The organism is Paenibacillus sp. PAMC21692 (genome assembly GCF_014303795.1).
Classification (GTDB): domain Bacteria; phylum Bacillota; class Bacilli; order Paenibacillales; family Paenibacillaceae; genus Pristimantibacillus; species Pristimantibacillus agaridevorans.
This window is the reverse complement of sequence record NZ_CP060293.1, coordinates 7,187,071-7,204,948: the sequence shown is the minus strand read 5'-3', so window position 1 is coordinate 7,204,948 and position 17,878 is coordinate 7,187,071. Positions and strand designations below refer to the sequence as shown.

Below are 17,878 nucleotides of genomic sequence, written 5' to 3'. Positions count from 1 at the left end.
AGTTATGGACATTTCTATTCACTCCAATAATTGATAAACTTACTCAATACTTCAATTCGAGGAGTGAACAAATGGACGGGGTACGTTACAAAATAAGAGAAGTGCTGGACAAGGATAAAATCGAGGCATTTCTTCGACAAGTCCGAATTGGACACTTGGGCATGGCCGACGGTCATTTGCCGTATGTTGTTCCGCTTAACTTTGTTTGGACAAACGGGAAGCTATATTTTCATGGGGCCGCAGGCGGGCGACGAAATCAGGTTATGGAAGCAAATCCCGAGGTTTGTTTTACGGTTAGTGAAGAATACGGGACAATTACAGATCCCGTACCAGCCAAGACGGACACCGCATATATGAGCGTGATGATTTTTGGCAAGGCACATCCCGTCGACGATCTGGATGAAGCAACACGTATGCTGCAAGAAATGATTGATAAGTATGTTCCCGGGTACTACAATCGACCGCTTCCCCAGCAGCATGTGGACAAATATCGATCAACAGTATTTGGGGGTCCGGTTCGGGTATACCGAATTGATCCCCATCAAATCACGGCGAAAGAAAATCAACTTGAAGAAGGGAAAATGTTCAAGCCAGGAAAAACGGTATAGGCGGTTTTTTATCAAGGACAACGTGGGTTGCCGCGGTTTTTTTATCAAGGACAACGTGAGTTGCCGTTGTCCTTGTGGTCCATAATATCCCATCAGTCGAAATGGCGGTTACAGGGTGAACATCCCTGTAACCGCCATTTCGATTTTTCCCAAGTGGGATGCATTTTACTGTTGCCCGCGAAGCGTCTCCACACGATCGGGCTTGAGTGGCAGCATCATCGACAGCCTGCGACCGGCAGGAGACCAGTCGGCTCTTAGGTCTGTTTCATCCGCGGAGGCTTCCATCCCGGCCAGGTCATGCGCGGTTGCCGCTTCCGCAGCCTCGGCAGACACGGCAAAGCAGATGCCCGCGCGCCGCATGCCCGCGAAGTCGATGAGCCGTCTGGAGCCGCTGTACAACAACAGATCCAGAGCAAGCAAGTCTCCCTCGCGCGTCACCGTCCACTTGGGTTCCACCTCGGGAACATCGCCGTCAAACACCAGCGAGAGCAACGACAGCGATACGCGAGTGCCGCCGATCGTCAATACGGCGTGTTCCTGCGCGGCATTAAGCTCCATGCCTTCCAAGGCGCCGCCGAATTCCAGGCGTAGGCGCAAATCTTCGGCTTGAATCGAGCCATTGATCCGGTCCAACCCGATATGCGTATCACCTCCGTTAACCGAAAATTGCATGCCGCATAACACATGGCCTTTGTCCTGAACCGCCGTCAGCACCGGCGCGGAGAAGTCGTATCCATCGTGCAGCATTCGCAGCGACGCATAAGCGGGCTTGCCGCCGTTGTCCATGTAGATCAGCAGGTTCCGGCGCTGATTCCACATGACTTCCTTGCTGGCGGAGTCGACCGAATAGGAGGGCGTCATCCATGTCGTGCCGGTCTTTTCGTATCCGTCTTCTCCGCGATAATAGATTTCCCGCAGTTCCCTGTCGGCAGGTTCTTGGAACAGGCTGCGCAAGTCGTCGGGACAGCTGGCGCCGGAGCGATGCCATTCCAGCAAATGAACCGGATAGTCTGCGGCTAGTTCCGTCCATTCCTTGCCAAGACAACGCCGGAGGAAGGCGTGAGTTGCATCGGTGAGCAGCGTGTGGTAACAACGGCTGTGCGGGCCCGACCATTGCCCAGTAGCCGGGTGATAATGCTCTCCCGCCATCGTCCATGCCAGTCGGAGCATTTCGTCGGCGATAGCAATAGCGCGCGGGGATCGGCAATAGGATCGGATTTTGGAAAGCTCGATAATGGCGACTACGGTATAAGTCGGACTATTGTACTCCTGGAACGTGTTTAATCTTCTCGTATAGGCATGAAAAGCTTCGAATTTCCCCAAACCATATTCCAGATAGCCTCTATGCCCGAATTGCTCTCCGGCGGCAATCGCGACGAAGGAGCCCATAATGGCAATATTGGTATAATGCGGCCCCATATTACGGCGAATAATGGATTCGCAGGCGTGATAGACAGCCTCCTGCAGCCGCCCCGCCAACATCTCCGGCAGCCGCTCGCCATGACGAATCGCGATCATCACCAGCACCTTGCCGATAAAGTCGGCCCAGTTCCAATCCGGCGGTGCCATCTTGTCCAGCGGTTCTTCATAATAGTACGACCAGATGCCGTACGTATCGCGCGACGGGTCGCAGTCCTGCAGGGATATGATTTGTTCAATAATCTTGAAGGCTTTCGCCTCATATTCCGGCAGCCCGGTATCGAGCAGGGCTAGCGCGTATTCGACGGAAGCGCGTGTTGAATGGACGTATTCCACGCCGGTCAGCATGGTGTGATACCCGTTGGTGTGATATTTGACGCGTAACAGATTTAGCTCCGGATTAAACTCGCTCTCCAGCATGGAGACGCTTCTCTTTAACAGCTCCAATTCCTCTTTGGCCGATGGGTAACCCTCTGTTGTTTCGCTTAAGCTCATTGGCGTTTCGCATCCCTTCTGCATGATAAACGTTTCCACATCAAAGTAACACGGATGTTTCCGGCCCGAAAGTTTCACTTTTTGCCGGGTACGCCTTTCTAGTTCGCGCGTCGTTGCATGTCCTTCATCGAAAAAAAGGAATATCATCTCAAAAAAAGAATGTCCGCATAGGTGACGCATGGAATAGCAAGGTAAAAAGTGGAGGTTTCAGGCACTCAAGCGGCGTGCTACATTCGTGGTACAAGAGCCGCTGCAGCAGTTCGACATGTCAAACAGGAAAAGGGGAGCAGTCTTGACGCCATACATGCAGGAGGTCAAAGCATGAGAAAAACAATGAAAGGTCTGTTGCTTGCGTTTGCGGTCGTTGTATTGCTCGCGGCATGCTCGAACGGAGGCAAAACCACGTCCGGCACACCAATAGGAGGAACGAGTCCGACGGCAAGTTCCGGCGAGTCAACCGCGCCGGAAGCCGATCCGTTCGATGCTATGCCGCGCAAGGTGAGTATTTCCGCTTTCGACAGGGGGGCGGTATCGAGCGACGAAGGCACGTACGAGAAAAACCGTTGGGTGGATTGGATTCGCGAGCAGTCGGGCATCGATGTAACGATGGTTCCGGTTCCGCGCGGCCAGGCACAGGATTCGCTTAACGTGCTGATCGCATCCAAACAGTCGCCGGATCTGATCTGGGAATATGATCACACCTATATCGGCAAGCTGGTGACCCAAGGGGTTTTGCAGCCAATAGGAGAGTATATCGAGAAATACAGCACAAGCTACAAACAATATTTGGAGGAAAACCAGGATTTGCTGCCGTATCTGACGTTCGAGGAAAAAATGTATGCGGTTGCAACGAAACGCCCGGTTACGTCCATCGCCAACCATGGGATGTGGATCCGCCAGGACTGGCTGGATGAGGTTGGCATGCAGAGCCCTACGACAATTGAGGAATTGATTGCGGTGGCGAGGGCGTTTAAGGATCGTTATCCCGACATCGCGCCGATTGTCGGGCAGAATTCCTTTGACATCTATTCCGCAAGTTATGGCGCTTTCAACAATATGTGGTATGTCGAGGACGACAAGATGCAATACGGCGCTACGCTGGATCGTTTTGGCGATGTGGTGCAGCTTGAGAAGCAGCTGTACGAGGAAGGGCTGGTCGATCGCGAATATTTGACCGACAGCAACAATCAGCGCGCGGCGCAGCTGTGGTCGACCGGACGGGCAGGTATTCTGATGGGACAGTGGGGGCTCGGCAACATCGATAACTTGAATCGCGACCTGTTGACCAACGTACCTGCCGCTGAGCCGGTACCGCTGGAGATGGTATCCAGCCCTTACGGACATTATGGCTCGTATCAGGAATCGGCTCCGTTTATGTTCGTTGCCATGAGCAAGGATGCAGCCAATCCGAAAGCGGCGATCGAATACCTGGACTGGGTGTTCGAAAACTGGAGAACGTTGGTATCCGGCGAGGAAGGCGTGCATTATGAAATGGTGGACGGAGTAGCTAAAAAATTGGATGCGGACATTTTTTCCAAGGAAGTCGGCTACGCAGGGGAATACGCCGTGTTGCGCCAGGAAGTTGTCAAGCCGGAGTATTTGTCCATTATGGCGGCGGATGATGAGTTGTCGCAGCGCATCGCGAAGCTGAACTCGGAGTCGCTGACTACCGCGCTGAAGCATCCATTCCGCAGAGATATCCCCTATCAGCCAAACTTCGACGAAATCAATGATATCCGTTCGTCGCTTGACCAATTTATTAGGGAAACCCGTGCGGAGGCGGTTACGCAGCAAGGGGACAAATATAGCGGCAAATGGGCGCTAGAGGAAATTCGCAAGGAATGGGAGCGTCTTGGCGGCCCGGAAGCGGAGCAAATCGCGCAGCGGTGGTATGAGGAGAATAAAGCAAGCTTCTGAGGAAAGGGGAACAAGAGGATGAATATACGGCAAAACCGACGGTTATGGATTGCTTGGGGCGCGGTGTCCATCATCTTGTTCCTGCTTGTTTTTGCCGCGATGGCGATTTCCTATCAATTGTTCACGAAGCAGCTCAAGGAGCAGCTGATATCGACCAACATGGAGCTGCTCGGACAACAGAATCATAAGCTGGAGCTGACGCTTCAGCATATCGACAAAACCGCGATTCAATTTATGAAAAATGATGCCGTTGTCCGTTTTTTCAGTGAAAGACGAAACGCCGATGTGAATATCAACAACGAATTTCATGTGGTCAATACAATTAACCGCACGTCCAGCAGCATGGAATACATCTTCTCTATGGATTTATACTCGTATACGAAACAGCGCCTGCTGACCGGAAGCGTGTCTTCCGACCTCAACAATAATGTTCAGGATTTTGGCTGGATTCCGGAGTTCGAAGAGGAGGCCGGCTTGTTCAAATGGTTGACCACCCGCAAAATTGCGCTTAACGCGCGCCAGTCGGTATACCGCAATGTAGTCACTTTGGTACGCGCTTATCCGTTGGTGCATCAACCGGGCGGGCGCAAAGGCGCGGTGGCTGTCAATGTCAAGGAGGATTTGCTCTACAGTTTGATTCGGAATACCGAGTCGGATGACCGCGGAGAAACCTTCGTGTTGGACGGCGAAGGCGTTATGGCGCTGCATGACGACAAAACCCGTCTGGGCAAGGATATCAGCGAATTACCGTTCGTGAGGGGGATATTCGGCAGCGATGCCGCAAGCGGTTATTTTGCGGCGCGGATTGACGGGCAGCCGTCCTGGGTGTTCTATATGGAATCGGATTATACCGGCTGGCGGATCGTGCGCGTCATTCCGGCGTCGCAGATGTCGCAACAAATGAGCGTTATCCGCAATACGCTGATCGGCTTGTCGCTCCTGCTGTTTGTCATCGCCGCCGCTTCGACGGCCTTCGCCGGAAGATGGATCTACCTTCCGATCAATCGTTTTGTGCGGGGCGTACGCTCCAAACTGACGGGGCAGCAGAAGTCGGCGGAAGCGGGGATGGCTGGCCGGCGCTATACGGACGACTTTCATTATTTGGAGCATACGGTACAGGGGATACTTACCGATCGCGAGGAACTGTCGCGGCAGGTGTCGGAGGGCAAACCGTTTATCAAATTGCAACTCGTTGCCGAGCTGCTGTCGGGCCGCCGCAAAAGTACTGAAATGCTGCAAACGTACGAGGATATGTTCAATATCCGTTTATATGGCAGCCGCTTCGTCGTGATGAGTATCGAGCTGGACAACAAGAGTGCAATCCCCTCGCAACGCGATGTACGTCTGTATACGTATGCTCTTTGCAATGCGGCGGAGGAGTTGGTGAATGCAGAGAGCAAAGGAATTGCCGCCGAGCTGGAGCACGGCAAAGCAGCGATTATTATGAGCTTTGACGAAGGGGATGACGATCAGCGTTATATTATGCGCGCTGTTACGGTAGCCGATTTGCTCAAGCAATTCGTGCAGGAATATTTCCGGCGGACGATTACGATCGGCATCGGCAATGTAGCGCATTCGCCGGGCGATATTGCCGCTAAGTACCGGGAATCCTGCGAAGCGCTGCGATACAAGCTGGTGTTGGGCGGCAACGCCATTATCACAATGGACGATATTGTAAATGAACAAAGTCCGCGCTACTACAAGCTGTTCGCATCGATCGACACGATCGTTGCTTCCGTAAAAGCTGCCGACGGGGAGATGCTGAAAGCGCAGCTTGCCCGCTGGTTCGTATCATTTGCCGAGCAGCAGGTGCCGCCAGAGGTGATCGCCCAACTGATCGTCCAATGTCTGATGCGCGCCGCTACGGATGCGGTCGATATCGGCGTAGACGCCGGCAGCTTGTTCCCCGAGCAGGATATGTACGATCATTTGAACCAATATGAGATGTTGAACCGCTACGAGCAGTTGGACGAGTTGGAGCGTTTCGCGCTGGATCGGCTGACGGGATTGATCGGGCTGATCCGGGACAAGCGAAGCCAACGCGAGCGGAACGATCTGATCGATCAGTCGCTGGTGTTTATCCAGACGAATTATATGCGCAGCGATCTGTCGCTGAATTTGCTGGCGAGCGAATTCGGACTTAGCGTGCCATATCTGAGCAAGCTGTTCAAAGAGAAGGCGGAGATCAACTTTATCGATTACGTGATGGAGATTCGTTTGGCCAAAGCTAAGGAGTTATTGTCCGCGACAGACGGCAAGGTACGCGATATCGCCGAGCAAGTCGGCTATACGAACGTTAACAGCTTTGTACGCATTTTCAAAAAATTGACCGGGCTGACGCCTTCGGAATATCGCGAGCGTAATCCTGCGATACGAGATGGCGCTTAAAGCGAGGTATTATTATGGGGAGGTTTGTGATGCATATGAACAATTTTTTGGACAGATGTACAGCTATTGTGATCATCTGCGCGATGCTGGTGGGAGCCGTACTGGCTCCTGCAGGAACTGCTAGCGCTAACGCGTCGGACAATCTTTTATCGATGACGGAGAGTGCAAAACCGACATACTGGTCTATCGGAACCAGCGGTTCACCGCCGCCCGTTGTTGCTTACAGGCTGGATGATCAGGTGAAATACGGCGGCTCGCACTCGTTGCATGTACAATATTCGTCGCCCAGAACATCAAATCAATTTCTTAACATCAATCAGGCTGTTGATGTCGAGCCCAATACCGAATATGTATTGAACATGCGGATTAAAGGAGAAAATTTACAGTCAACCAATGGCGTTAATGCCGTCACCTTCGGCTTTGATTGGGCATCGAGGGACGGAGCAGGCAGCGGAACTTTCGATTGGAAGCCGGTCAGCAAATCGATTAAGACAGCTTCCAATCAGAATAAGCTTACCGTTCGGATCCTGATCGAGAACTATGCGGATGCAGTATGGATCGACGAGGTGACTTTGCGCAAGAAGGAGGATGTTAATGCGCCAAATCTGATCAGAAACGGCGGTTTTGAGGTGCTTAAAGTTGATGGCGTAAGCGCTTCAATGCCTTCTGGGACGGTGCCGGAGGGAACCGAGGTGACGTTAAGCACTGCGACGGCGGGAGCCGACATTGTTTATACGATGGATAATAGCGACCCGCTGGACTCGGCTACCCGTCTGCTTTATTCCGGTCCTATCGCGATACATGAAAACACGACGATTCGCGCGATTGCTTCGATGCCGGGCATGATCGACAGCGAGGAAGCTGTGTTTCAATATGTTATTGGGGTTCATTTGGAGCAATGGTCCGATTTTGCGGCGGGATTTGGAGGTCGGACGCATATGCCGATTTTTTATGCCGAGGATATGGCATTGAGCGGAGAGCCGGATCATTGGGAGAGCTGGGGAGCATTTACGGGCATTTCGTTGCCGCATCCTTCCAGGCCGGAGCAAACCCAGATCGCCGGGTACGGCGGTGCGGAGGATTTATCGGCAGAGGCAAAGTTTGCATATAACGAGCAATATTTCTACATGGCGGTAAAGGTGAGGGACAACGTCCATCATCCGGTTGCCAATGCGGATATGTGGTCGGGAGACAGCGTGCAAATCGGCTTTGGCGACAACGGAGTGTACGGTCCCGAATACGGCTTTAATTTGGCGGCGGGCAACCAGCCGCAAATCTGGCGCTGGAACAACGGCGGCGCAACAATGGACAAGAGCAGCGTCAATTATGATGTTAGCCGGACAGACGACAGTACTTATTACGAAGCGGCTATTCCGTGGGCGGCCATCTACGGCGAAGCGGGCTTTAGAGAGTCATTTCATTTCTCCATGGTGATCAATGACAATGACGGCAGCGGCCGACGGGGCTGGATAGAATGGACATCCGGGATAGGGAGAGTGAAGGACGGCAATCAACTTGCACAACTGGATGCCGTACCCGCAGGCGACAAATGGAGCTTATGGATGGAGACGCTTAAGGAAGCGGAGTCCGGCCAAAGCATACCTTATAAAATATTTGTGCCCAATTACGGCACGACCTCCGTCACCGTGCGCTTGCAATCGCCCGAGATCGGACTGGACAAGGAGGCGAGCGTTCCGCCAGGAAAGATCTGGATCGAAAGCGGACAGGTTCAATTCAATACGCAAGGACAGTATCAGCTGGATGTTGTCGCAACAAGCCCTGGGGACGAAAAAATCCGGGAGCGGGGACAACGGATCACGGTATTGCCAAGCGCCGCGGAGCTGCAGCTGAGGTTTAATCAATTGGACGCGGCATTGTCCGAAGTGGAAAGCTTGCTGACCGAAGCGGAATCGCACTCTATTTCCACAGATTACGAACGGGTAAAATATACGACCGCCAAGGATTTTATTGCGTATGGCCGGACGGACATCAGCCGCGGGCAATTGGAGCGGGCGAGATATGTGGCCGATACGCTGCAATCGTTGCTGGAGGAAGCCGAAACAGCGCTGACGGACTATCTCTCCGGCAGCAAGACGCCGCTGGCCGCGCCGCGGTATACGACGCCGGACGAAGTCGGCGCCTTATCGATCGAAGGTTACGGTTATACGGGAAATACAAGGGTCAGAAGCTCGGGAGCCGCAGAGGAACGGCCGATATTTTTTAACGGCTACGGTCATTTTGGCCAGGTCCGCGCGGATTTGCACAAATTCCAGGACTATGGCGCCAACATCATTCAAATTGAAACCGGTCCAAATAAAGTTTTTGTCCAAAAAGAGGGATATGTTAACGATTACGGTACCGGCGGAAGCGCGCGGGGAAGCATTGCGCTGGATGCGGACATCAAGCATTCCGGCAACTATTCGTTGAAAATTGTCAATCAATCGCCCAAGCAGCCCAATGTGTATAAAAGCGTATCCCAGTCGGTTGCGGTGGAGCCGAACACAACGTATGCCATCAAGTTGTGGGTGAAAGGCGACGGCGTGCAGCAAGCCTGGTTCCCCGGCGGCCCCAACTGGAATTTTCGCAAAGCGCTGCCGATCGGCACCTACGACTGGCAGGAAGTAAGCTATACGTATACGACAGGCGCTTCGGAGACCGTCTTTACCTTGATCATTTTGTCCGAAAATGCGCAAACGATCTGGATCGACGATCTGTCGATGGTGAAGACCGACGCTGCCGAAAATCTGTTGTTGAATCCCGGATTCGAAATGTTGCCGAACTTTGACGGCGTAGATCCCGACGCTGATTATTTCTTGACCGGCAGGAATTTGGAGGCCAACGTGCTTAACGTGCTTGCGATGGCGGAAGAGCAGGATATTGCAGTCAACTTGCTGTTGTCGCCGCATTATTTCCCGGAATTTTTATTAAACAATCATCCGGAGGTGAGGAGCAACAGCAACGGATTTATTAAATTTATTTATTCGCATCCGTTTGCCGAGGAGATAATCGAACAATATTTGCGTTATGTGATTCCGCAGGTCAAAGATTTTAAGTCGTTGCACAGTGTAACTATAAGCAACGAACCGGTATTCCAGACGGACCGCGATGCGTATTATGCGCCGATCTGGCAGGATTATCTGAGGGAGCTGTACGATAACGACATTGGGCTTCTAAACGCAGCCTATAGTTCGTCTTACGCTTCCTTTGGCGAGGTGCAGATGCCTCAAAATATCGAAGGCAAACCGATAGTTTATGACTGGATTGTGTTAAATAACAAACTTTTTGCCGAATGGCATCAATGGATGGCGGACATTATTCATGAAATCGCCCCGGATCTTCCCGTTCAAGTCAAAGTGATGGCGTCCTTGCAGAACAGTCTGGATTGGGGAATCGATTACGAGATGTTCTCCGAATTAAGCGATATTAATGGCAATGATGCCTATAATCTGATTTCTTCCGGCGCGGAAGGTTTTATTCGCGAGCTTGGTTTCTATGATATGCAGCGTTCGTTCAATCCGGCGCCGATCTTTAATTCGGAGCATCATTTTATCAAGGATGGCGACAACGACTACACCGCGATACAGGCGCAGCGAGTGCGAGCGGTGCTGTGGCAGGGTGCGGTGCATGGCAAGACAGCGTCCACGAACTGGGTATGGGAGCGCACGTACGATCCAACCAGCGATTTTGCTGGCAGTCTGTTGCACAGGCCGGATGTTGTCGCCGATATCGGCCGCACCAATCATGATTTAAATCGGCTGGCGCATGAAGTGACCACTTTGCAGAATGCTCCGGCGGAGGCGGCCATTTTGTATGCCTGGCCGTCCGGGCTGTACACTCAGGAGTATTATTATGCGTTGTATGGCGCTTATGAAGCTTTGGTCTATAGCGGCCAGCATGTTCGTTTTGTGTCTGAGAAGCAGATTGCCGCAGGTGGGCTGGATCCGTATCGGCTGCTGATCGTGCCCAATGCAACGCATGTGCAGGCGAGCACGCTCGATGAAATTTCCGAATTCAGCAGCAACGGGGGCCGCGTGATCGTGATCGGCGAAAACGCGCTGTCTCGCAACGAACATGATCAATTGCTGTCGACCGGCGTTCGTACCGGCGTATTCGACAGAGCGGATGCAGCGCTGGCGGCGAGTTCATCCGCGCAAGCGATTCGTTCGGCGCTGCTGCCGGTGCTGGATGATCTGGAATTGACCGGCATTATGTTAAACGACGCATCCGCTGCCTCAGATGAACCCGTCTACGGCGTGCATTGGCAATCGGCCGAATATAATGACCGCACGCTGGTCAATATCGTCAACTATTCGGAAGGGCCCGTTACGGTTACGCTCGATGCCCCTTATGAGATCGACTCGATTAAGGAGTTGATAAGCGGAGAATCGCTGGGTGGTACAGCTATCGTATTGGAGCCGCTGACGCCTTATTTGCTCGAAGTGACGGCGGAGGAAGAGCAATCAGGCGGCGGCAATGGAAATGGCCACGGAAACGGGAACGGCAGCGGTGAGCAAGGCAATTCAAATGATGATGAGGACAATGGTGCCGAAGAAGCCGAAGGAACTGAACAATCCGGCAATGGCACGGAGGAAGCGGAGAATTTTCCGGAGTGGCAAGACATTGCGGGGCACTGGGCAGCTGATGCCATCAGGCTGGCGGCTAAGCACAACATTGTAAACGGATACGAAGACGGAACCTTCCGACCGGAGCATAAGGTGACGCGCCAGCAATTTGCCGTTATGCTTGCACGGGCTTTGGAGCTTCCGGAGAGCGGCGCTGCCGTTCCATTCGCGGATGACGGGCAACTGCCGGAATGGGCGCGTTCCGGCGTATACAGCGCGGTCGAAGCAGGGTTGTTAAAGGGCTACGAAGACGGCACGTATAGGGGAGCGCGGGAAATCAGCCGTGCGGAAATGGCGGTTATGCTTGTCAGGGCCGCGAAATATGCCGGTAAACTTGCCGATCCTGCGAATGATGTGACTCATCATAACTTTGACGATGCGCAGCAGATCCCCGATTGGGCGATGGATTCGGTCCAAGTCGCTGTAGCGAATGGTTTGCTACAGGGACGCGGCGCCAAGCGGTTCGCGCCTCTCGAACCGCTGACGCGAGCCGAGGGCTGCGTACTGCTGATTCGACTTTTGGATCTGGAATAATACGCGAAAGCAAACGAATCGGGGCTGTCCAATAAGCCTCAAAAATAAAAAGTTGGGCGGTATGTCTTCCGTCCAACTTTTTTGTGTACCTGCTTTTTCAGGAAAATGGCGCGGTAGATGCCTGCCACTTAACATTCAACCAAAACGGGGCGTCCAGCGCTCCGTTTTCATTGATTTATTGGATAGTCATTTGCCAGGTGCAGGCCAGTTTGGTGAATTGTATATGAATTTTCATACACGTTTGACCAGATACCGGCCTATTTGGTGAATTGTATATGAATTTTCATACACGTTTGGCCAGGTGCCGACCTATCTGGTGGATTGTGTATGAATTTTCATACACGTTTGGCCAGGTGCCGACCTATCTGGTGGATTGTGTATGAATTTTCATACACGTTTGAACAAACCTACCCATATAATCGAGCCAAAAGGACAACGGGGCTACCTTAAACGTTCACTTCTCGGACAGCTCCCTTGCCATTTTATCGTGCTAAGCAATTCTAGAATATAGTATAATTGGATTTAGTTTTAAAAACGGGATTACTAGACACACATCCTGACGTAGCGGCGGAATATGGTAGACTCTAGCAGTCCCAAGTCATGTTTGTTTGGAACAACATACTTGGAGGGGAACAATGAAAAGTAATTTGAATCGCAAATGGCTAGCTAGGTTTTTGGTTGTCTTTTTATTCACGACCGTTGCGTTGCCTTTTGGTCCGGAAAGGCGCGTGTCGGCTTCTGCTTGCGACGGCGTAACGCCAGGATCCAGCGCCGCATGTCCGGCTATCATTACGGACGCCCCCGGGCTTGATGCAATGCGGAATAATCTGGCGGGGCATTATGCGCTTGGCGCAGATATCGATTTGTCAGACTATTTAAGCCCGACGGGCGCAGGATACAATGACGGGGATGGCTGGGAGCCGATTGGGGGAAGCGGAATCGAAATGAATTCATTCAGGGGTTCGTTTAACGGAAATGGTTATACGATCTCCAACCTGAAAATCATTCACGGCTCAAGCGCGGTCGGATTTTTTGGTTCCATATTAAAAGCCACGATTCGAAACGTGGGTTTGATCAACGTAAATGTTTTGGGAACCGGGGGGACAAGCAATGTCGGTGGATTGACAGGACAATTTAATGGTTCGTCAATCGAAAATGTCTATGTCACCGGAACCGTGAAAGGCGTGCAAAATATCGGCGGATTGGCCGGTTATGGCACTGGAGTTCCCACAGCGCCCAGCCAGATTCTTTCTTCTTACGTTTCCGCTATAGTAACCGGTCCCGAGTCAAGTCAAGTCGGAGCGCTCGTCGGCCACAAGCAAGGATCCAACATCAGCATAACGGAATCCTACTACAATAGCAGCTTGACCGGCACTTCCGAGATTGGAACAGGTTTGACAACATCGCAAATGAAGCATGCAGCCAGCTTCCTCTCGTGGGACTTCTCCGCGCAGGGACAATGGGGCATTCTGGAGGGCATGACCTTCCCGATGCATCGCACCACGCTGGATCAGATCGTGCTGGACGAGCTGGCGATCAACGATGGCGAAATGGTATACGAGCCGGAGTTCGCCCCCCATATAGCGACGTATTCGAGCCGGGTAACAGGCGAAGTGGATAGCGTGAAGGTGGCGGCATCCTCCGGCAGCAGCCGCGCAAACGTATTGATCGACGGCGAGGATTTGGACTCGAAAGTCATTTCTCTGGTTCCCGGCGCAAACAACGTCGAAATCACGGTTTCGACCGACGTAGCCGTACCAGGAGCCGATGCTAATCCGTTCGAAACAGCCTATACGCTTCAAGTGATTCGCGAGGACGGAATAGATTACGCCCACCGCATCACGACCGCTTCTCAGCTGGCGGCGATCGGGACCGCTCCTTATGCGTTAAGCGGCATCTATGAGCTAATGAACGATTTGGATTTGGCAGGTCTGGACTGGAACCCGATCGGAGACGGCGGTCAACCGTTTGCGGGGACTTTTGAAGGCAACAGGCATGTCATTCGCCACTTGACCGTCGACAGCTCGGATGACTACGCCGGATTATTCGGAGCCTCTTCGGGAAGCATCCGCAATATTGGCCTCGAGAATGCGGCTATATCGGGAGGAAACCGGGTTGGCGGCCTGGTCGGCAGCAATACGGGAATCATCTCGAACGCTTATGTAAAGGGCAACGTTGCCGGAGATGAGCATGTTGGAGGCTTAGTCGGGTTAAACAGCGGAGCGGCTAACGTGACCTTTACCTATGCCGCAGGGCACGTGAGCGGCAACGCGCATACGGGCGGGCTGATTGGCGGAACCACTTCAGGGGTCGTCGACGATTCGTACTGGGATGCCGAAATCGGCTCGCTCTTGATTTCCGGCGGCGGCGAAGGAAAATCAACGGCGGACATGAAGCTTCCCGCGACTTATGAGGGCTGGGATTGGGACGATAGCTGGGCCATGATTAAAGGCACCACTTATCCGATGTTTGTCGACAGCTTTGATGCCGTGAAGCTTCAATCATTGGCAGCAACAGCCGGCGATGCCGAATTGACCTGGACTTCCGGCGCTTTCTCGCCGAATCAAGGCGTATACGAATTGTTGGCCGATCGTTATACGAATTCCGTTACGATTACGACGGCTCCGGCCGATTCCAATGCAAAGGTGACAATCGGCACAACGGAGTCGGTCTCGGAGCAGATGGTCGTTGCAGTCGGAAGCAATGAGATTGTGGTGACAACGACAGGCGTCATCGGCAGGCCTGACGGTGAATATCGGCTAATTATTGAGGTTCCCGCCCCGGAATTAATCGACTTTGAAGTACCTGAAGCCGGTTTGTACGGTATCGGAAATACGCTTGCTTTCACGGTCGGCTATGGAGTGGATGTGGATGTGGATGTCACAGGAGCGCCAACGATTCCTGTAATGATCGGAGAAGGGGCGGACGCCACCACCGTTTACGCCGTTTATGCCGGACAGCCAGTAGGTCAACGAAACAAGCTGCTCTTTACGTATGTCGTGCAGGAGGGCCTGGCCTATGACAACGACATTGAGATCGGAACGGAGATCGGACTGCCGGATGGAGCCGAAATCCATGTTGCGGGTACGGATATCGCCGTTCAGCGCAATTTGCCGACAAAGGCGACAACGGGCATTGTTATCGATGCCGTCCGTCCGGAGATTACGTTAACGAAGCAGCCTTCAGTGCCAACGATCGATTTTGTTGAAGTACAAGTAGAAGCGGACGGCACGGGCAGCGCATTAACAGCGAAAAAGTGGGCGAAAGGACTGAGAGCGCCGGAGTATTTTGCCACAGAAGGCACTGTGCTGATCGGAGACAGCTTTCAGACGAACGAGAACGGAACCTATTCGGTATTTGCAAAAGATGAAGCAGGCAATAACGCGGTTGCGACAATCGAGATTGACAATATCGTTGCCGGAATGACGCAGTTGACCGGGTTTGATGTGCCGGCAGCAGGTTATTACGGCATCGGCGATACATTGACGTTTATTGTGAGCTACGCAGGCAATGTGGATGTCGCAGGAGCGCCAACGATTCCTGTAATGATCGGCGAAGGGGCGGATGCCACCACCGTTTACGCCGTTTATGCCGGGCAGCCTGCCGGCGAACGAAACAAGCTGATCTTTACGTATGACGTGCAGGAAGGCTTGGCCTATGACAACGCAATTGAAATCGGAACGGAAATCGGACTGCCGGACGGAGCCGAAATCCATGTTGCGGATACGGATATTGCCGTTCAGCGGAATTTGCCGACAAGGGCGACAACGGGCATTGTTATCGATGCTGTCCGGCCGGAAATCTTGTTAACGCAGGAGCCTGCGAATACTGTGCCGACCAACGAAGCCATCGCAATAACGGTGAATGCAGACGGCACGGGCAGCGCTATTGCAGCGGTAAAGTGGGCGGAAGGGCTGAGAACCAAGGCGTATTTTGCAGAAGAAGGCATTGAGCTGAGCGAGGATAGCTTCCGGGCGGACGCCAACGGCACATATTCGGTTTTCGCACAGGACGAAGCGGGGAACAGCTTCGTTGCGACAATCGAGATTGGCAATATCATTAAAACGTTGCCGCAAATATCCTTGACTCCCACTCTCGCAGAAGGGAGCCGGTCCGTTTCAGTAAGCGCCTTGGCTGAGGCTCATGGCGATATCAATTGGATTACGAAACTGAATTGGATGCCGGGGAGCCGCTCCGTCGCCGATTTCGCCGACGGGACGAGCGGAACCGATATCATGACCGATGGGTTGTTTATCGTTACGGAAAATGACGTTTATACCGTGTATGTAAAGGACGCGGCAGGGAATGAAGCGGTGGCGGAAATTCGGATATCGAATATCTGGAACCCTGTCTTCTATCCTGTGCCCATCAAAAACCAGGAACTGCAGTTGAATTATACGGATTTCGGTATTCAACTGATTGTTGATTCTTCGATCATCAGCAAGAAAACGCTTGATGACGGCACTGTTGTCGAGCATGTCGAATTGACTGACAAAATCCTTGAACGGGTGCTTGATGCGCTTGGCAAGGCGGCTGGAACGTTTGTCTCCATAGTAGTCGACGATTCTGAACAGGCCGTGCAAGTGCAGTTTCCCGCTTCTTCGCTGTTCAAGTTGAAGGCGGCCTATCCCGCCGCCACATTTGAAGTCAGATTAAACGCTTCAAGCTATGAGCTGCAGGTTAAAGCTTTGCCCTTGGAGCCGTCTGCCACACATGTGAATATAGCGATCGCACAAATTGCCGGACAACAAAAAGAGTCGCTGGAGCGTGCCGCGAACAACGCAGGTCTTAAACGGATCAGTCATGCCGTTAGTTATGAGGTGACCGTTTCGTCTGATGGGCGAATCGAGGAAATCAGGGATTTTGGCGGGGTATATATCGTTCGCGCCATCGTGCTGGACGAGGGCCGCTCAGACGGACCTATCGTTGCCGTCTTGTACGATCCCGCTACGGGAACGCTGACCTTTGCACCGGCCGTGACCAGAGCAAGGGATGACGGTACGCCGGAAATGGCGATCAAAGTACCGCACAACAGCATCTACGCGATTATGGAAGCCGATAATAAATCCTATTCCGATCTTGACAGTCACTGGGCGAAAACATCCGTGGAACTGCTGGCGTCCAAACTTATTGTAAACGGAGTATCCGCTACTGAATTTGCGCCGAACAGCTCAATTACAAGAGCCGAATTTACTTCCTTGCTGGTGCGCGGTTTGGGCTTGAATGTCGGGCAATCCGCGCAGAGCGCCATCTTCCATGATGTAGCCCAAGGGGATTGGCATGCGGCGGCCATTGAAGCAGGCGTCAGGGCTGGATTGGCCAAGGGGGTTACGGAGAATGAATTTGCGCCAGACCGCTTTATTACAAGAGAACAGATGGCCGTTATGCTGAGTAATGCATTGGCGGTTTTGGGCTATGCCCCGATCCATCCCGATCAAGCGCCGACTGTTCTGGACAAATTCGAGGATCATGCGACTATATCCCCATGGGCCAAAGCGGCGGTTGCTCAAGCCGTAAACGCAGGCATCATCTCGGGCATGGCAGATGATTTATTTGCGCCTTCTAACTTTGCGACTCGAGCGCAAGCCGCTGTGATGTTAAGGCGGTTTTTGCAATATGTCGAATTTATCGATTAAAATCTCTCATCATTTGCGAATCGGACTCGTCCGATAGTAACGCTCACGTTCTGTGCCGGTGTTTTCATCACCGTCATTGACGTGAGCGTTTTTGCGTCAGGCACATGCTGCCGTTCCGGTCTGGGACTATAGTGACATCGGTGACAAAAGTGATGACGGCCTGTAACTATTGCAGCCGATGGCCTTCTCTTACAATTGGATTATTCTGTATGCAATTATGAGGCGAATGGATAACGGAGGGCGAGAGGAGTGAGGCAAA

General features: G+C 52.6%; 6 protein-coding genes. 5 read left to right on the top strand and 1 reads right to left on the bottom strand.

Features of this window, described 5'->3' with window-relative positions; all coding sequences use genetic code 11:
• Window positions 1-71: 71 nt before the first annotated feature.
• Window positions 72-608: a pyridoxamine 5'-phosphate oxidase family protein gene (locus tag H7F31_RS28935; RefSeq protein WP_087565846.1), complete on the top strand. Its 537-nt coding sequence runs from the start codon at window positions 72-74 to the stop codon at window positions 606-608.
• Between the two features lie 165 nt (window positions 609-773).
• Here H7F31_RS28935 and H7F31_RS28930 read toward each other — a convergent pair whose 3' ends face one another.
• Window positions 774-2,522 carry a hypothetical protein gene (locus tag H7F31_RS28930; protein WP_187101637.1) on the bottom strand — a complete coding sequence of 583 codons (1,749 nt, stop codon included), beginning with the start codon at window positions 2,520-2,522 and terminating at the stop codon, window positions 774-776.
• 321 nt (window positions 2,523-2,843) lie between these two features.
• On the opposite strand from H7F31_RS28930, the gene H7F31_RS28925 reads away from it, so the two are divergent.
• The 4 genes from H7F31_RS28925 (at window position 2,844) to H7F31_RS28910 (ending at window position 17,619) form a co-directional block, all read left to right on the top strand.
• The gene (locus H7F31_RS28925) at window positions 2,844-4,439 is read left to right on the top strand and encodes an extracellular solute-binding protein (protein ID WP_187101636.1); all 1,596 of its coding nucleotides are present in this window, start codon (window positions 2,844-2,846) and stop codon (window positions 4,437-4,439) included.
• An 18-nt stretch (window positions 4,440-4,457) separates the two neighbouring features.
• Complete coding sequence (locus H7F31_RS28920; RefSeq protein ID WP_187101635.1) at window positions 4,458-6,827, top strand: helix-turn-helix domain-containing protein; 2,370 nt, start codon at window positions 4,458-4,460, stop codon at window positions 6,825-6,827.
• Window positions 6,828-6,862: 35 nt separating this feature from the next.
• Window positions 6,863-11,983 (top strand): S-layer homology domain-containing protein, encoded by a 5,121-nt coding sequence (locus tag H7F31_RS28915; RefSeq protein ID WP_187101634.1) that lies wholly within the window; start codon window positions 6,863-6,865, stop codon window positions 11,981-11,983.
• A 635-nt stretch (window positions 11,984-12,618) separates the two neighbouring features.
• Window positions 12,619-17,619 carry an S-layer homology domain-containing protein gene (locus H7F31_RS28910; protein ID WP_187101633.1) on the top strand — a complete coding sequence of 1,667 codons (5,001 nt, stop codon included), beginning with the start codon at window positions 12,619-12,621 and terminating at the stop codon, window positions 17,617-17,619.
• The last annotated feature ends 259 nt before the right edge of the window (window positions 17,620-17,878 follow it).

Coding starts and splice junctions, on each gene's coding strand:
- H7F31_RS28930 (WP_187101637.1), bottom strand. CDS start 2,522: ATGAGCTTAAGCGAAACAACAGAGGGTTACCCATCGGCCAAAGAGGAA.
- H7F31_RS28915 (WP_187101634.1), top strand. CDS start 6,863: ATGAACAATTTTTTGGACAGATGTACAGCTATTGTGATCATCTGCGCG.
- H7F31_RS28935 (WP_087565846.1), top strand. CDS start 72: ATGGACGGGGTACGTTACAAAATAAGAGAAGTGCTGGACAAGGATAAA.
- H7F31_RS28920 (WP_187101635.1), top strand. CDS start 4,458: ATGAATATACGGCAAAACCGACGGTTATGGATTGCTTGGGGCGCGGTG.
- H7F31_RS28910 (WP_187101633.1), top strand. CDS start 12,619: ATGAAAAGTAATTTGAATCGCAAATGGCTAGCTAGGTTTTTGGTTGTC.
- H7F31_RS28925 (WP_187101636.1), top strand. CDS start 2,844: ATGAGAAAAACAATGAAAGGTCTGTTGCTTGCGTTTGCGGTCGTTGTA.